This window comes from Arthrobacter sp. StoSoilB13 (assembly GCF_019977255.1).
Lineage (GTDB): Bacteria > Actinomycetota > Actinomycetes > Actinomycetales > Micrococcaceae > Arthrobacter.
Genome location: NZ_AP024648.1, coordinates 127,265 through 142,925, shown reverse-complemented (window position 1 = coordinate 142,925; position 15,661 = coordinate 127,265). Strand labels below are relative to the sequence as shown.

Below are 15,661 nucleotides of genomic sequence, written 5' to 3'. Positions count from 1 at the left end.
CTAGTTCTCTCCCATCAGGATGGCGCGTTCATGCGCGGTTTGGTTCTTGTAGCTGGCAACCTGGGCATCAATTTCCGTTGCGGGCAGGTCTAGTTCTTTCATGAGCAGCTGGCCCACCCGCTCTGCAGCTTCCGCAGAGGCGTCCCGGGCGACAAGCCGGGCCCGGGTCCGGCGGGACATGATGTCATCGACATTGCGGGCCATCTCATGGCGTGCGGAATAAATGACCTCCGCTTCCAAGTAGGGCAAGCCGTCAATGATCGGCTTGTTCAGCCCTGGGTCCTCCGCCAGAATGTCCGTGACGAATCGGGCTTCTGTCCCGTACCGCTCCCCCAAATGCGAAGCAAGGCCACCTGAGGCAACAATCGCCTCAGCGTCGTAACCAGCAGCACCTAGCAGGTAGGCGTTCTTGGTTCGGCAGCGGCGGTTTTCTCCCAACACTTTCTGCGCTGCGTCAATGGTCTGTTCGGCCATGTGCCTGGAAGTGGTGAGCTTGCCTCCGACGACGGTCACCAGCCCATCCGGGTCGGTACGGATCTCGTGGTTGCGTTTAACTTCCAGGGTTTTCCCTCCCGGAGGTGCAACCAGGGGCCGGCAACCGCCTATGCTGCCAAGCACGTCCTCCGGCTCTACATCGATGTTGAGTGCGGACCGGGCGCCTTCCAGGAGGAAGTCCATCTCCTCGCGAGTACAGTTCACATCGTCGAGGTTGCCGTTGTAGTCCTCGTCAGTGGTGCCCAGGTAGGACGTATTGCCCCAGCGGGTGATAGTGGCGCGCCGGTTGCGTCCTGGAACCGGGATGGTTACCGTGCAGTCGTTGCGGATTTTGGTCCATGGGACTGCAATGTGAACGCCCTTGGCTGGCCGGATATTGGGCGCGTCAACTTCTTTGCCGGCACCGGTCCAGTCCCGAAGCCAAACACCAGTGGCGATGATGACAGCGCTGGCGCTGGCGCGAAGCTCCCGGGTTCCGGTTTCGATAACTACTCCGTTTACTTGGCCGCCCTGGCGGGTCACCTCAGTGACTTTTGCACCGTTAAGCACGGTTGCTCCGTGGAATGCTGCGGTGCGGGCCAAGGTCAGCGTCAGCCTCGCGTCGTCGGCGCGTGCGTCGTAATACAGGAAGCCGCTCTCAAGGTTTTCAGCTTTGAACGTAGGGCAGTGGGAAAGGACTTCATTTTTGGTCAACTTCTGATGGAGTATGCCCTCGCGCCACCCGCCCGCCAGATCGTAGGTCCAGAGAAGACTTTCAAATCCTGCTGCAAGGCGGCGGTCAAAGACACCCGCATGCGAGAGCACCGGAAACAGGAACGGCAACCGTTGGACCAGGTGTTGAGCGTTTTTACGCAGTCGCTGGCGTTCCAGGAGCGAGTGTCGCACCAGCGGTAGGTTGCCCTGTTCGATATACCGAAGCCCGCCATGGATCATCTTGGACGATTTGGAGGAGGTGCCCGAGGCGAAGTCATCCTTTTCCAGCAATGCCACCTGGTAGCCGCGTAGTGCCGCGTCCATGGCCGCATAGGCTCCTGTGACACCGCCACCGACAATAATGATGTCGAATTCTCCGCCATCCAGGCGGTTGATCTGCTCAGCCCTGTCCAATTTCAGGGGGCTGTCCGTAACCATCCGGGCACGCCCGGCTTTCGGTTTGCGTGAGGGCATGGAAATCATGAAGGTATGTCTCTCTCAATTGTCTTGGGTCGTGGCTGGTAGTCGGTGTCAGGAGTCACGGACAAGCGCCAACTCACTGGCGATACGCGAATTCCATGCATCGCGGCGGCCGAGTTGTTCAGCGGCGGTTAGTCGTGGTTCGAAGAGGTCTCCTGGACCCAGGCATTCGACGGCTTCGGTAAGGGAACTCCAGAGCAAACCGTCCGCGGCACCCATGAATGCGGCGCCACGCAGGCTTGCCGTGTCACAGGAATTCAAGCGACGCATGGGGATGCCTGTCAGGTCAGCCTGCATCTGGATCAGGGGATCACTGGCCGACATTCCGCCGCCCACTGCGATCTCGGTTACGGAAATGCCGGACACTGCCTCGTTGGCCTCCACACTGCTGGCCACAGAATGGGCAATGCCTTCCAGGATTGCGTAGGCGATTTCCGGCAAAGTACTGGACATCGAGAATCCAGTCAGCGATGCACGGGCGTTCGGCTCTACAACCGGCATGCGGAGACCGGTCAGAGCGGGAATGAACATAACGCCGTTGGAGCCGTCCACCGTGGCAGCCAGTTCACTGATTCTCTGCGGAGAGTCGAACCAGCCAAGAGTGCTGCATACCCAGTCCAGCGCCGAACCCGTTGTTGCGGTAAATGTTTCCACCGCATAGGTGGTTTCGTGGTGCCGGCGCCATGCAGCCAGGCTTAACGTCCCTTCGTACAGCCCCGGCCCGCGCCGGCATGTTGCTGCCCGTCACAAGATCGACAAAGCTGCCCGTGCCATGAACGCACATTGCTTGTCCGGGACGCAAGCATCCCAAACCCACCGTACCGGCATGCTGATCACCCATGGCGGACAGCACTGGCACTGAAATGCCCAATTTGGAACTGTCGCTGTGACCAAGGTGATCGGCATCCTGACGCAGCTCGGGCAGTAAGTCCGAGGGAAAACCCATGGCCTCGATCCAGTCCCGCTCATAAGCATGGTCGCTCAGAATGTAACCGCCGGCCGACGTCGCATTCGTGGTTGTAGCAACGTATGAGCGCTCGGCGGTGAGGCTCCACAACAGCCAGGTCTCAACGGTGCCAAAGCCTAAGCGGCGTTCCCGAAACGCGACTTCCACTTCGCGGGTTTCCCTCAGATGATGGGCGGCCCAGAGATAGGGGGAACGTACTCCCGCAGGGCGCCCAACTGATGCGACAAGCCGTTCGTTCCATTCCTCTCCCAAGATGGCAAGTTCAGTAGCGTATCGGCTGTCCTGCCAAACCATGGCCGGCACCAGTGCCTGCCCTGTAACGGTGTCCCAGAGGACGGCAGTCGAGCGTTGCGTGGCAAGCGCGATCCCTTGAATGTCGACACCTTCATCAGCGGCGCGGTTGAGGACTGCACGGCACGCGTCCAGCGTCTTGTCCAGAATTTCGTTGGCGTCCTGCTCCACCACACCAGGGCGGGGGCTTGAGACAGACAAACGTCGATACTCCAAGCCATGGACTCCGCCGTCGGAGGTAACCCACGCCGCACGTGTCCCTGTGGTGCCTTCGTCTATTGCCAGAACGGCCGGATTTCCCATAAAGCTTCCTCTTTTCCGTGTCAGCGGGTGGGGACGGCGACTTGGGCGGCGTCGTTCCTGAATTGAGGCGCGTCGGTCTCCTCGTCGGGGCTGACGGGTGCGCGGGTTGGATCCCACTTGATGATTGAGCAAATGATGCAGGCAGCCAGGGGAACCGCGGACAGGATAAGGAACGTTGGCCCCAGTCCCAGTTCCGCTTTCAAAAGCGGGAAGATCAACAATCCCAATGCCGCGCCGGTACTGCCCAATGCTCCGATCACACCGTTGGCGCCCGCCCGGAGCTCGCTCCGGAAGGAGAGCGTGGAGATGCTCTTGCCGTTAGCGCCTGGACCACCGGAGTGGAACAGGATGAACAAGGAGGGCACCAGGAAGGCAAGGAACATCGGCAGGGTCTCGTAGAAGAAGCCCAGGATCAGGAGCATCACGAACACGGCCCCAAATCCGATTGCTGAGGCCCGACGAAGGCCAAGTACCTTGCCGATCCTTGGCGACATAAAGCCGCCGATAATGCCAAATACGTTGAAGACCAAGGCACCTAAGGTTGCCACTACGAAGTCTGACCCGAAAAGGGTGAGGCTGATGATGGGTAAGTACCAGCCGACCGCGAAGTACTGGATGGACTGGCCAATCTGCACGGTGGCCGCCAGGATCGTTCGTGGCAGATAGGTACCCCGGAAGATGAGGGCGATATTGGCAGCGCCCCTGTTAGCCATGTTCAGGATCGGGGTGCGGTCCGCCAGCGGAGCGGGAGTGAAGTCCTGCCCGTAGATTTTGCTCATGGAAGCAGCGGCGCGGTCCAAGAGCCCTTTTCGGGCCGCCCAGGTGGGGCTTTCAACCATGAAGATGATCTGTGCCAGGAACAGCGCCAGTGCCACCACCCCGGCAGAGCCAACCGCAAACCGCCAAATCGAGTCGCCGACTCCCAAATTGTAGAAAGCAATCGCCAGAATCAGATTGCTGCTGACAGCCGTGTACCAGATTCCCTGCCACGTATTCAGGCGGCTCTTCAAGCGTGCGGGCGTGAATTCCGCCAAAACGGCCATCGCAATCGCAAAATCAATGCCGTACGCAGCACCTACGAAGAACCTGCCCACCAGAACAAGCTCAAAAGTCGGTGCGAAGGCCGCGAAGCCAGCGCCGGCGAAAGCAAGAAACTTGGCAAAGATGAGCGGTGGGATCCTCCCCCACCTGTCCGCCATCCAGCCGCCGATTGGATTGAACGCAATGGCTACCCAGGAGGCCAAGGACGTCAGGATCGCTATCTGTGTTGGGCTGAGGTGCAGGTCTCTGGTCATCGGACCGAGCCCGGCACTCAATGCCGAGTTGGAAAAGGCATCCAGGAACAGGCCACCCAAAGCCAGCCACCAGATAAGGGCCTGCTCGACCGGAAATTCTGGGGCGGGCGTCGATGTAGGACACGACATCGTGCACACCGCGAAGGACCAAGCTAGACATTCGTTCGACCTCTCTGTCGTGAAACCGTTTCGTCAGAGGTCGTCGCCTGTAAAACAAAAAATGGGCAGATTGAGACCTCCAACAGGAAGTCTCAATTCTTACCCTGTGCCAGTGATTCTATTCACAGTTCCTACGGCGCTGCAAGCGCCGGTTCGCAGATTTCAAAACCCATGACGGTTGCAATCGGAACCTGAGTGCCGGCGTCGGGGGTTTATGGCTGGTTTATTAGACGTGGCTTGGCCGAAACGTCAATCCAGTAACGCCGAAAATACCGCCCGCTCTCAGCCTCCCGCAGATCCTCAAGCTGGCCGCCACAACGTTCAATGGTCTTGGCGGACGCCGCATTGGCATCATCACAAGTCAAAAGAACGCGGTCGGGCTCTCCCGCCGCAGCCAAACGGGCGCAAACTTCCTGCAGAGCCCAGGCCGCGAAGCCTTCCAGGCTTGCGATGTCGTCGTCCGCCAACAACCCCGCACCGTCCTGATGGGCCCATCCCACTCGCGGTGCGACTCGGCAAACGAGTGGTAATAGGAAGCATCCGGTGCAACGAGTTTGAACATGTGGACGACTATATCCGTGGTCAAAGTAACTGGAGCCCAACGCTCCGCCTTGGTAGCTTTCAACGCATGGCCATCAAATTTGAGAATGTGGGTATCGCTGTTCGCGACATCGAAGAAGCAATCGCCTTTTTCACCGATCTTGGTCTTGCCGTCATCGGCCGTGACACGATCAGCGGCGAGTGGGCGGACATTGCCGTAGGACTTGATGGAAACCATGCCAAGATCGCGATGCTACAAACTCCGGACGGGCAGGGTCGCCTTGAACTCTTCGAATACATCCACCCGGAAGCGATCGAGTCGGACCCCACTCGCCCCAACGACATTGGCATGCACCGCGTGGCCTTTTCGGTTGACGATATCGATAGGGCCCTTGAAGTAGCTGCAAAGCACGGATTCCACCCCCTTCGCGGCGTGGCGACCTATGGCGACGTTTACAAGCTCACATACCTTCGCGGCCCCAGCGGAATTCTCGTCATGCTCGCCGAGGAATTGAAGAAGGCCTGACAGCCGAGCATTAGTGGCCCGACTCTCGGGCGATTTTCTGGGCAAAATCGTTCAATACTGCAGCCACAGCTTCCGGATGGCTTAAGGCTGCGTAGTGACCCCCTGGGATTTCCACCGGCTCGATTCCAAGCCGCTGATGTACTTGGCGTCTCATGAATGAAGCCGGAAAGAACCGGTCGTCACGGCACAGTATTGCCATGGTGGGGACGGCTGGATGCCGACCAGGCCAGGGCCCTGCCATCCAAGCACCTCGCTGATCGCGCTCCCTGTCGCGGGCCTGATCCGCGAGGTCTTCAGGGACCTCGTTGAAGAAGGCTTCCTGAGGGTCCGGGTCAATGGTCTCCCGGTTGTGTCGGGTGTTGATCCACCAGTCGCCGAATGTCTCGCCTGGCAGTGGGATCATTCCTGCTAAATACACAAGGGCCTTCCGAGTGGAGCTGCTCGCAAACCAAGGGTGCCGTAAAGCCTCCCAGCGAGTGGCCCACCACGATGGTGTTCTGAGCATCGCCCACCGCTGCAGTCACTGCTTGGCTGTAATCCCCAAGCCCTGCAGTCTCGTCCTCGATGGGCAAGTCAACCGCGACGACGCCGTGCCCCGATGCCTCAAGCAGTGGCCTGACCAGATGCCAGTCCCATGCCGAGGAACCGCCACCGTGGATCAGTACGAAAACGGCCACATTCCCACCCCGCTTTCCAGGGACATCACGCGTGAGCTGTTACCAGCGGATCGGGCTTCTGCGAGCTGACGCCGGAAGCAGTCTCAAGTGGTAGGCCGTTCCGGATCCAGTACTCGATTCCGCCTATCATTTCCTTCACGGAATATCCCAGCTCGGCGAATGCGAGCGCCGCGAAGGTGCTGCCGTTGCAACCCGGACCCCACGAATAGACCACCACTTTTGAGGCCGCCGGGATCAGGTTTGAAGCCAACGCCGGAATCTGCGCGGTCGGAATATGTACCGCACCGGGAATATGCCCGTGGTCCCATGAGGACTGCCGCCGCGTGTCCACCACAACGAGGGAGCCCTGCTCCGAATCCGCCACTTCCATGACGTCGATCTCACACTGCAACTTGGCGCGAAAATAGGCAGCAGGATCGAGTTCTTTGGTGGCCGGTGAGGTTTTCACGTGTCCTCCTTTATGAAGAGCGGATTCAGCGGAGATCCTCGTTCCGCCAAAGCAAACATTACGCTGAGCCTCCCCCTCCCGATGCCGCCGGGGTAGACTCCAGCCCACGACGCGGGCAAGTCTGTGGCATTTTGGGGGATTTCAGTGGGAACTGTTGCCGGTAATTCAGCTCTGCTTTTTCATCGCACTTCAGAGAAACCACGACGGCGGTTGGCCGCTGTGCTTTCGGCCGCCGCCTTGCTGTCCCTGGTACTTAGCGCGATGCCGGGTAATCCGGCGCGGGCCGACGTCGTGGTGAACAACATTAGCGTGGGCGAGGGAGCCAGCAACATTGTCGTCAACCCTGTCACCAACACCGTGTACGTCACGACGAACGACGGGCTAACCATCATCAATGGGAGGACGCAAGCCACTGCCAAGGTGAAAACAGGTGGGGTCCCGGCGGATCTGGCCCTTAATATCGCCACGAACAAGATCTATGTGAGTAACAAAGGCGGCGAAGCGAGCGGAACGGTTGCAGTTATTGATGGCAGTACGCATGCCGTGACCCAAGTCTCCGTTGGTCCCGATCCATATGCCATCGCCGTCAACCAAACCACGAACAAAATCTACGTCGGTGGCCGGGCGGGCCTGTCTGTGATCGATGGAAAAACGAACGCCAGCACAACCATCAACACTGACTGGGTAACACAAGTAGCGATCAACCAGGCTACGAACCGCGTTTATGTCTTGGCCAACGGCGTGAAAGTGATTAATGGTGCCACTAACAGCGTGACTCAGATCGACATGGGCTCCAGCGTTGCTTGGCCCACCAACTTGGCTGTCAACCAGGTCACCAACAGGGTCTACATTGCTTCGCGTGTCCGCAATTACATGGAACTCGAAGTCTTGGACGGGACTTCCAACCAAGTGCAGCCGATCTACTCGGATCTGAACTCAAGCCCGGCTGGACTCACTGTCGATGAAACGAACAACAGGGTCTACCTGGGCCGCATCTTGCTCGGGGACGGAACGCTGTCATCGCTGACTGGGGTCCTGTCCGTTTTCGGTGGTGAGGGTGGCGGTCCCATCGATATCAGGACAGGGGAAACGCCAGAGAAAATCGCGGTCAATGGAAAGACCAACAAGGTGTACCTCGGTGGAAACTACCTCGGTGTCAAAGTCATCGATGGCACAACTTTTGCTTTGTCGACGCTATTTGTGAAGTCCGGAACCGCTATTGCGGTTAACGATGCCACCAACAGAATCTACGTCGCCAAATGGGCCGGAACCGTGGCTGTTATTGACGGGAGCATTCCGTCCCAGCTGAAGAACGACTTTAGTGGAGATCGGAAAACGGACCTCCTTGCCCGTGACATGTCAGGTTTGCTATGTCTCTACCCCGGAAACGGCGCGGCTGGATGGCAACCCCGCACACAGGTGGGGTCGGCTTGGAACTCCATGACCGCCGTCGTAAGTCCTGGCGATTTCAGCGGCGACACGAAACCGGACGTCCTGGCCCGCGACGGCGCTGGCCATTTGTGGATGTATCCCGGAAACGGGTCGGGCGGCTGGTTGCCCCGTGTACACGTCGGCTCAGGCTGGAACGCCATATCCGCCATCGTGACACCGGGCGACTTCAACGGGGACGGCACGTCGGATATTTTGGCCCGGGACACGTCGGGAATCCTCTGGTTGTACCCGGGTGACGGCCGCGGGGATTGGCTTCCCCGAACCAATCTGGGGGCGGGATGGAACGCCCTGACCGCGATCGTTGGCCCTGGTGATTTCGATAGCAACGGTACGTCCGATGTCCTCGCCCGCGACGGCTCCGGGCTCCTGTGGCTCTATAGCGGCGATGGGATGGGAGGCTGGTGGGGGAACCGCAAGCAGGTGGGACAGGGATGGAACCCGATGACCGCGATCGTCGCCCCGGGAGACTTCAACGGCGACGGGCGTCCGGACATTATGGCCCGCGACAGCAGCGGCACACTCTTCCTGTATCCCAGTGCGAGCGGCGGAGCGTGGCTGCCCACTGTACGAATTGGGCAGGGCTGGAACAGTATGACCGCCATCCTTTGACGCGACAGGCCAGCGTTCTTCACGGCGGACACCGGCAGCCCTAGGCTGGAAACATGCCGAAGGTGAGTGTTAACGGCGTCGCGCTTTACTACGAGGAACACGGCGAGGGCGTGCCTATTCTTGGTTTACATGGCACGCCTGGTTCGGCAGCTCTGTGGGCCGGAGCCGCTGTGGCGCTGAGTAATCACGGGCGGTGCATCATTTTCGACCGCCGCGGTTTCCACCGCAGCGCACTCGTCCCGCCTCCGTCCACCTTGGACCTTATCCAGCACGTCGACGACGCCGCGGCCCTCCTCGCCGCACTCCACGCAGGGCCCGCCGTGGTCATCGGCCCGGGCACTGGCGGGCTCATAGCCCTGGGGTTGGCGCGGCATTTCCCGGACAAGGTGAAAGCGCTCGTCCTGCTGGAGCCAGCTTTGTTCACAATAGATCCCGACGCCGACACTTGGGCTCGCGGGCTGCGGCAGCGGGTGCTGGGGGCCTCGCGCGACCGTCCGTTCGGAGTGGCGGAGGTTGTGATGCGCGAAGCCTTGGGCGTTCAGTCTTGGGATGCGTTGCCTGGCGACATCCATGAAATGCTCACCCACACCAGCCCGGCAGTCCTGGCCGAGATTCGTGGCCGGGGACTCGATCTCAGTGATTCCCCTTTGGAGATGAATGAGGACGATCTTGCGGACATCCGACGGCCAAGTCTCATCCTCTCCGCCGAAGGCTCTCCGCATGTGCTCCGACTTATCACCTCGCGGTTGTCCGGTGCACTCCCCTATACAGAATCAGTGCTGGTATCGGGAGGCCATCTGATCAATCCAGCACATCCCGCCGTTCTGGACTTTGTAGACAGAATGGCTGCAACATCCAGTTCGTGGGTTTAGCTTCCATCGAGAAGATACCCCCAGGGGGTACTTGATTTGATACCCCCAAGGGGTATACATTTAATGCATGAGCCATGCAGACCTGAGTATCAGTCAACCGGGCGGCGACTTCCCCACCATCGAAGCCGACCTGGAGCACGCCGCGCCACACGGGTACACCAGCAACAAGGACGCCTACCTGCGCCGCCTGAAACGCATCGAGGGGCAGGTCCGCGGTATCGCGCGCATGGTGGAAGAGGACAAATACTGCATCGACATCCTCACGCAGGTGGCTGCTGCAACCAAAGCCCTGCACGCCGTCAGCCTGGGACTCGTTGAAGAGCACATTGGCCACTGCGTGGTTGGCGCCGCCTCCGAGCCCAATCCTGAAGCCCGCGCCGAACAGATCGATGCCAAAGTAAAGGAGGCCACCGATGCCATCGGGCGCCTGCTGCGGTAATTCCGCCAACACACATCACACCATTCAACTCACCACCAAGGAGCGCATCATGAGCCAGACCATCCAGACAAACGTCAACGTTTCCGGCATGACCTGCGGCCACTGTGTTTCAAGCGTGAGCGAGGAACTCGAAGCACTTAACGGCGTGGAGGACGTCTCCGTGGACCTCAACCCCGGCGGGCTATCCACCGTAACCATCACATCCACTAGCCAGCTCTCGCCGTCCGAAATAGGCGAGGCCGTGGCAGAAGCCGGCTACTTGGTGGTAGCCAACGAAGCCTAGGAGTCCTCTTGACTAACCAGGAGACCTTCAATCAGCCCGAAACCCGGGTCATCGAACTGGACATAGAGGGCATGACCTGCGCCTCGTGCGTCAATCGAGTTGAGCGGAAGCTCGGCAAGCTTGAAGGCGTTGAAGCCAGCGTCAATCTCCCCCTCGAATCAGCCCACGTCACAGTCCCCTCCACTGTCTCAGACCAACAAATCGTGGACACAGTCAACGCAACCGGCTACAAAGCCAAAGTCCGCCAACCCCCAGCCCCCCACACGCGGGAACACCACAATCGTGGCGTTCAGGGTCACCAACCAAGCTCCGTCACCGAGGTCACGAGTGACCTCCCAGATCACAAGGACCACGCAAAAACGTCCACCAACAATGGACACGCGGCGCAGGCCGAACCGCCCCAAGCCACGGAAACCGGAACCGGACACGACCACAGTGATGCGTCCGGCGCTATGCGGCAGCATGCGTCCAAGGGAGGAACGACCGAGCATGCAGAGCATGGCGCCGGGGGCGTCACGCAAGGCAACCACGCCGATCATGCCGAGCACACGGATCACATGTCTCACGGCCCGGCAGCGTCAACACTCCGCCCACGCCTGATCACGGCGGCGGTATTGACCGTGCCCGTCTTCGCGATTTCCATGGTTCCTGCCCTGCAGTTCACCAACTGGGGCTGGATTGTGGGTGCATTGGCGCTGCCTGTGGTCAGCTGGGCTGCGTGGCCGTTCCATAGGGCCGCCGCTATCAATGCCCGGCATCTCGCATCCACCATGGACACGCTCGTTTCCATCGGGGTGATCGCGGCCTACCTCTACTCCGCGTGGCAGTTGTTCGCGGATCCCAGGATGACGGAGCACCCGGGCATGGAAAGCATGTCCGGTGGTGGGTTGTATTTCGAAGTCGCCGCCGTTGTCACCACATTTCTGCTTTTGGGACGGTACCTGGAAGCAAATGCGAAGGCCAAGGCCGGCGACGCTTTGAAAGCCCTGCTGAATCTGGGCGCCAAGGATGCCACGATTTTGGTGGACGGCCGGGAACAGAAAATACCTGCTGAAGAACTCCTGGTAGATGACGTCATCGTGGTCCGCCCTGGTGAGAAGATCGCGACCGATGGTGTGGTGATTGACGGCGCGTCCGCCGTCGATGCCTCTCTCGTGACTGGCGAATCTGTTCCGGTCGAGGTCGGTCCGGGGAGCCCTGTCACCGGCGCTACCATCAACACCTCAGGCCGCCTTTTGGTCCGGGCCACGAGGGTAGGTTCTGACACGACCCTCGCCCAGATGGGCCGTTTGGTCAGTCAGGCGCAGACCGGAAAGGCGCCAATCGCGCGGCTCGCGGACAGGATCAGCGCGGTGTTCGTGCCGATCGTGCTGGTGCTTGCGTTGGTGACGTTCGTTCTGTGGCTGTTCTTCTCGGGCGACCTCAACGCGGCGTTCACCGCTGCAGTTGCCGTCCTGGTGATCGCTTGCCCCTGCGCCCTTGGCCTCGCAACTCCCGTCGGGCTGTTGACCGGAACGGGCCGCGGCGCTCAGCTGGGCATTCTCATCAAGGGTCCGCAGGTGCTGGAGGACACCCGGCATGTGGACACCATCCTGCTGGACAAGACCGGCACCGTGACCAGCGGAAGGCTTGCCGTGGACCATACGGTCGCCCTCAATGGCCACTCCCGGGCAGCAGTCCTGACGCTTGCCGGTGCGGTCGAGTCAGCCTCGGAGCACCCCATTGCCCATGCGATTGCGGCAGCAGCCAAGGAAGCAATGCCCGACGCCGGCGCTCTCCCCGGTGTGGATGGCTTCAGTTCCGCTCCTGGCGGCGGAGTCCGCGGAACCGTGGCGTTGGACGGCACTAAAAAAACGGTTGTGGTTGGGCGCTCGGGCTGGCTTGAGAAGAACGGCATCGCCCTCGATGCCAGCCAGCGGGACGAGCTCGCAGCTCAGGAGAATAGCGGCGCAACTGCAATTTGGGTGGCTGTGGACGGTCAAGCTGCCGGAATCGTCAGCCTGAGCGATACCATCAAGCCCGGCTCCGCAGCTGCGATCCAGCGACTGAAGGATCTCGGTATCCGTCCGATGCTCCTGACAGGTGATAACGCCGCCGTGGCCGCCCAAGTAGCTGCCGCCGTCGGGATTTCCGCTGACGACGTCTTCGCTGGGGTCCTGCCGGAAGGCAAAGTCGACGCAGTCCGGAAGCTTCAGGCCTCCGGCGCAACGGTGGCAATGGCAGGCGATGGCGTGAATGACGCCGCTGCCTTGGCCCAGTCGGACCTGGGAATCGCGATGGGATCCGGCACGGACGTTGCGATCGAAGCGTCTGACCTCACTGTGATGGGCAGCGACCTGGGCCAGCTCGTTCAGGCTATCGAGCTCTCCCGCAAGACGCTCTCCACCATCAAGACCAACCTGTTCTGGGCCTTCTTCTACAATGCGATCGGCATCCCAGTGGCAGCCATCGGACTGCTCAATCCGATGATCGCAGGCGCAGCAATGGCGGCGAGCTCCGTGCTTGTTGTCGCGAACTCCCTGCGGCTCCGCTCGTTCGGGAAGTAACCCATCCGCGTAGCAGCACATGGCGCTCCGAGCTCTCAGAACGTCATGCGCTGCTGTGCAGTTTGAGGACTTGTGCCCGGGCTAGGCTGTCCCGAAGCGGACAGCAGCCCGGGCCTTTGCCTTGGCGGCTTCCTCGTCACGGTTCTTCGCCGGGCCATGGCTCACCAGCGAATCCAGCAAATGCTGCGTGATGTGGGCGATCTCGTGGACGGCCTCAGCGAAAGCTTCCTCGTTGGCTTTGGACGGTTTGGTGGAACCGCTGATCTTGCGTACGTATTGCAGCGCGGCGGCCTCCACTTCTGCCGACGTAGCGTGTGGTTCGAAGTTATGAAGAGTCCTGATATTCCGACACATAACCCCATGCTAACTATGGGCAGCGCTCCATGGGGAGGGGTGCCCATCGACGCCTTTTCGATTCCCACGATAGGTTTTAGCTATTGGATCTTCCGGATGAGCCGGAGGCCGCTGGGGATGCCGAAGAGCTCGGGTCCGAACAAATGAAGGAGAATCTCATGGCTATTTGGGGTGCAGATGTTGATCAGCTTCGTCAGCTCGGTAACAAGCTGAAGGCTGGTGCCGAGAACATCGAGCAGCAGCGCTCACAGCTGAAGGGTGCCCTTGACGGCACCGACTGGAAGGGCCCGGACGCCGACAAGTTCCGCGGCGAGTGGGACAGCCAGCACGCTTCCAACCTGAAGAAGGTTGCCGACGCCCTTCGCGAAGCCGGCGACCGCGCTCAGAAGAACGCTGAGCAGCAGCAGCAGGCTTCCAACTAGGACCGTTGGGAAACCCCGGACGCTACGGCGTCCGGGGTTTTCGCTTCTTAAGATCCAAACTCGAAGATGCCCTTAGTCCCGCGGGACCTTGGCGACGCGCCCCGACGGGACGGGTTCGACGTCGTTCGCGTGATCAAGGACGCGTGCCCGGGCAGCCTCCTCGGCGGTCCGGGCGGCCTTACGGTCACCTCGCAATTCGTCCACGCGGACCAAGACCACACCGCCCACAATCAGAAGCCCACCCAGCAACTGGATGGTGCTCGGCAATTCACCCAACAGCAGCCAAGCCCAGATCACGGCGAACAGCACTTCCGTCAGGGACACGAAAGACGCCACTTTGGACCCCAGGCTGCGTGCGGCCATGATGCCGGAGACGTAGGCGAGGACGGTCGCGAGAATAACAAGCCCCACAGCTGACACCCACCAGGGTATGGTCCAGGGACCGAGGGCCGTATCAGCGGTACTGAAAGTCATGGGGATCAACCCCACGGCACCCACCAGCCACATGACCAGCGCGCCCACCAGGAGACCGCCCGAGGCAAGCACTAGTGGAGGAAGGGTGTCGTTTTCCTTGGCTGTGATGAAGAAGTAGATCACCAGGCACACGGCGGCAGCCATGCCCCAGAGGACGCCGATGAAGTCCACCTTCACAGCGCCGGTAAGGTCGAGCACAAGGACTAGTCCACCCAACGAAAGCAATGCGCCAGCGGCGGTAAGGGCCCGTGGGCGGCGACGGCTGGCGATCCACAGCCACAGCACGATCATGACCGGAGCAAGGTATTCGAGCAGCAGGGCAACCCCCACGGACAACCGGGCTACTGCGTTGAAGTAGAACAGCTGGCAACCTGCGACTCCGATGAGCCCAAACAGCAGGATAGTCAGCCAGTTGTCCTTGAGCTGGTGCCAGCGGCCGCGAAGAACCACGACGCCGGGAATCGCCAAGATCAGCGCTGCACCGGTGAGTCGCACGGCAACAGCAGCGCCAGGTGACCAGCCGGTTTCAAGCATGGACTTGGCGAACGAGCCGGAGGTACCGAAAACCGCGGAGGAGAATAAAGCGATGCCGAGTCCTGAGGCCACGAAACCTTTTGCATCAGCCTTCGTCTTTGTAGCTGACACAGCAGCCTCCTGTCAGGAGTAAAGTGGGCTTATGGTCATGACAGTACTCCCGAAACATGTAAGGAGTCAAAGTGCATTTTGCGCCTGACACCGAGATTGCACTACGCACCGTCGTTAATCTCGTCAACACAGCAGCCAACGGCGAGGATTCGCTGGCATCAGTAGAGGACCTCGACGCCTTTTTGGAGGCCGAAGAATTCTCGGGTTCGAGGACCCATGACGAAGCAGAATTGCGCAGCGTCAAGCGGCTGCGTAGCGAGCTGGCATCACTCTGGGCCGCCGATGAGGACACCGCCGCAAAGACCGTGAACAAACTGCTCATAGACGCGCAGGCACTCCCGCAACTCGTCAAGCACGATCACTGGGACTGGCATCTCCACGCCACTACACCCGAGGCACCCTTGGCCGACCGCATGGGCACAGAAGCTGCCATGGCAATCATCGACGTCATCCGCAGCCAGGAAATGGATCGCATGCGTATTTGCGCCGCAGACGATTGCGATGCGGTGGTCCTGGACCTCAGCCGTAACCGCTCCAAGCTCTATTGCGACACAGGCAACTGTGCCAACCGCGCACACGTAGCAGCCTATCGGGCGCGGAAAGCGGCCGTGGGCGAGTAGATCTCCTCCCCGCAGAAATGCAGGGCGCCACTGCGGCCCCCACCCCACGAAAAAGCGCTCCCCCACTGTGG

Annotated in this window: 14 protein-coding genes and 2 pseudogenes; 8 read left to right on the top strand and 8 right to left on the bottom strand. The window is 60.4% G+C overall.

Going from position 1 to position 15,661, the window contains the following annotated elements; translation table 11 throughout:
• The 4 genes and pseudogenes from LDP01_RS12870 to LDP01_RS12855 all read right to left on the bottom strand — a co-directional run bounded on the left by LDP01_RS12870 (position 1) and on the right by LDP01_RS12855 (position 5,150).
• On the bottom strand, positions 1-1,671 hold the full coding sequence (locus tag LDP01_RS12870; RefSeq protein ID WP_216924552.1) for a glycerol-3-phosphate dehydrogenase/oxidase: 1,671 nt from the start codon (positions 1,669-1,671) through the stop codon (positions 1-3).
• Positions 1,672-1,719: 48 nt separating this feature from the next.
• A pseudogene (locus tag LDP01_RS12865) lies at positions 1,720-3,229 on the bottom strand (FGGY family carbohydrate kinase).
• Between the two features lie 20 nt (positions 3,230-3,249).
• Positions 3,250-4,684, bottom strand: a pseudogene (locus LDP01_RS12860) (MFS transporter).
• A gap of 211 nt (positions 4,685-4,895) precedes the next feature.
• On the bottom strand, positions 4,896-5,150 hold the full coding sequence (locus tag LDP01_RS12855) for a GNAT family N-acetyltransferase (protein WP_224092776.1): 255 nt from the start codon (positions 5,148-5,150) through the stop codon (positions 4,896-4,898).
• Positions 5,151-5,311: 161 nt separating this feature from the next.
• Between LDP01_RS12855 and LDP01_RS12850 the strand changes: the two genes are divergently transcribed.
• Entirely contained in the window at positions 5,312-5,749 is a 438-nt protein-coding gene (locus LDP01_RS12850; RefSeq protein WP_224092774.1) for a VOC family protein, read from the top strand.
• 332 nt (positions 5,750-6,081) lie between these two features.
• On the opposite strand, the gene LDP01_RS23965 is transcribed toward LDP01_RS12850, so the two are convergent.
• Together LDP01_RS23965 and LDP01_RS12840 are read right to left on the bottom strand one after the other, a co-directional pair.
• On the bottom strand, positions 6,082-6,426 hold the full coding sequence (locus LDP01_RS23965) for an esterase/lipase family protein (protein WP_527249077.1): 345 nt from the start codon (positions 6,424-6,426) through the stop codon (positions 6,082-6,084).
• 25 nt (positions 6,427-6,451) lie between these two features.
• The gene (locus LDP01_RS12840) at positions 6,452-6,796 is read right to left on the bottom strand and encodes a rhodanese-like domain-containing protein (protein WP_224093951.1); all 345 of its coding nucleotides are present in this window, start codon (positions 6,794-6,796) and stop codon (positions 6,452-6,454) included.
• A gap of 297 nt (positions 6,797-7,093) precedes the next feature.
• Here LDP01_RS12840 and LDP01_RS12835 point away from each other — a divergent pair, with 297 nt between their 5' ends.
• From LDP01_RS12835 to LDP01_RS12815, 5 genes are all read left to right on the top strand, one after another.
• Positions 7,094-8,935 (top strand): FG-GAP-like repeat-containing protein, encoded by a 1,842-nt coding sequence (locus tag LDP01_RS12835; RefSeq protein WP_224092772.1) that lies wholly within the window; start codon positions 7,094-7,096, stop codon positions 8,933-8,935.
• A 53-nt stretch (positions 8,936-8,988) separates the two neighbouring features.
• On the top strand, positions 8,989-9,807 hold the full coding sequence (locus LDP01_RS12830; RefSeq protein ID WP_224092770.1) for an alpha/beta fold hydrolase: 819 nt from the start codon (positions 8,989-8,991) through the stop codon (positions 9,805-9,807).
• Between the two features lie 67 nt (positions 9,808-9,874).
• Positions 9,875-10,246, top strand: coding sequence for a metal-sensitive transcriptional regulator (locus LDP01_RS12825; protein WP_216924540.1), 372 nt, complete (start codon positions 9,875-9,877; stop codon positions 10,244-10,246).
• A 49-nt stretch (positions 10,247-10,295) separates the two neighbouring features.
• Positions 10,296-10,529: a heavy-metal-associated domain-containing protein gene (locus tag LDP01_RS12820; RefSeq protein WP_224092768.1), complete on the top strand. Its 234-nt coding sequence runs from the start codon at positions 10,296-10,298 to the stop codon at positions 10,527-10,529.
• A gap of 8 nt (positions 10,530-10,537) precedes the next feature.
• The gene (locus LDP01_RS12815) at positions 10,538-13,075 is read left to right on the top strand and encodes a heavy metal translocating P-type ATPase (RefSeq protein ID WP_224092766.1); all 2,538 of its coding nucleotides are present in this window, start codon (positions 10,538-10,540) and stop codon (positions 13,073-13,075) included.
• A gap of 81 nt (positions 13,076-13,156) precedes the next feature.
• Here the strand turns inward: LDP01_RS12815 and LDP01_RS12810 are convergent, their stop codons facing one another.
• Positions 13,157-13,429: a DUF2277 domain-containing protein gene (locus LDP01_RS12810; protein ID WP_011776687.1), complete on the bottom strand. Its 273-nt coding sequence runs from the start codon at positions 13,427-13,429 to the stop codon at positions 13,157-13,159.
• Positions 13,430-13,587: 158 nt separating this feature from the next.
• On the opposite strand from LDP01_RS12810, the gene LDP01_RS12805 reads away from it, so the two are divergent.
• Positions 13,588-13,851 carry a WXG100 family type VII secretion target gene (locus LDP01_RS12805; RefSeq protein ID WP_011776688.1) on the top strand — a complete coding sequence of 88 codons (264 nt, stop codon included), beginning with the start codon at positions 13,588-13,590 and terminating at the stop codon, positions 13,849-13,851.
• A 72-nt stretch (positions 13,852-13,923) separates the two neighbouring features.
• Here the strand turns inward: LDP01_RS12805 and LDP01_RS12800 are convergent, their stop codons facing one another.
• Positions 13,924-14,970, bottom strand: coding sequence for an EamA family transporter (locus LDP01_RS12800; RefSeq protein WP_224092764.1), 1,047 nt, complete (start codon positions 14,968-14,970; stop codon positions 13,924-13,926).
• 71 nt (positions 14,971-15,041) lie between these two features.
• Here LDP01_RS12800 and LDP01_RS12795 point away from each other — a divergent pair, with 71 nt between their 5' ends.
• Positions 15,042-15,590 carry a CGNR zinc finger domain-containing protein gene (locus LDP01_RS12795; protein ID WP_224092762.1) on the top strand — a complete coding sequence of 183 codons (549 nt, stop codon included), beginning with the start codon at positions 15,042-15,044 and terminating at the stop codon, positions 15,588-15,590.
• Positions 15,591-15,661 lie beyond the last annotated feature (71 nt).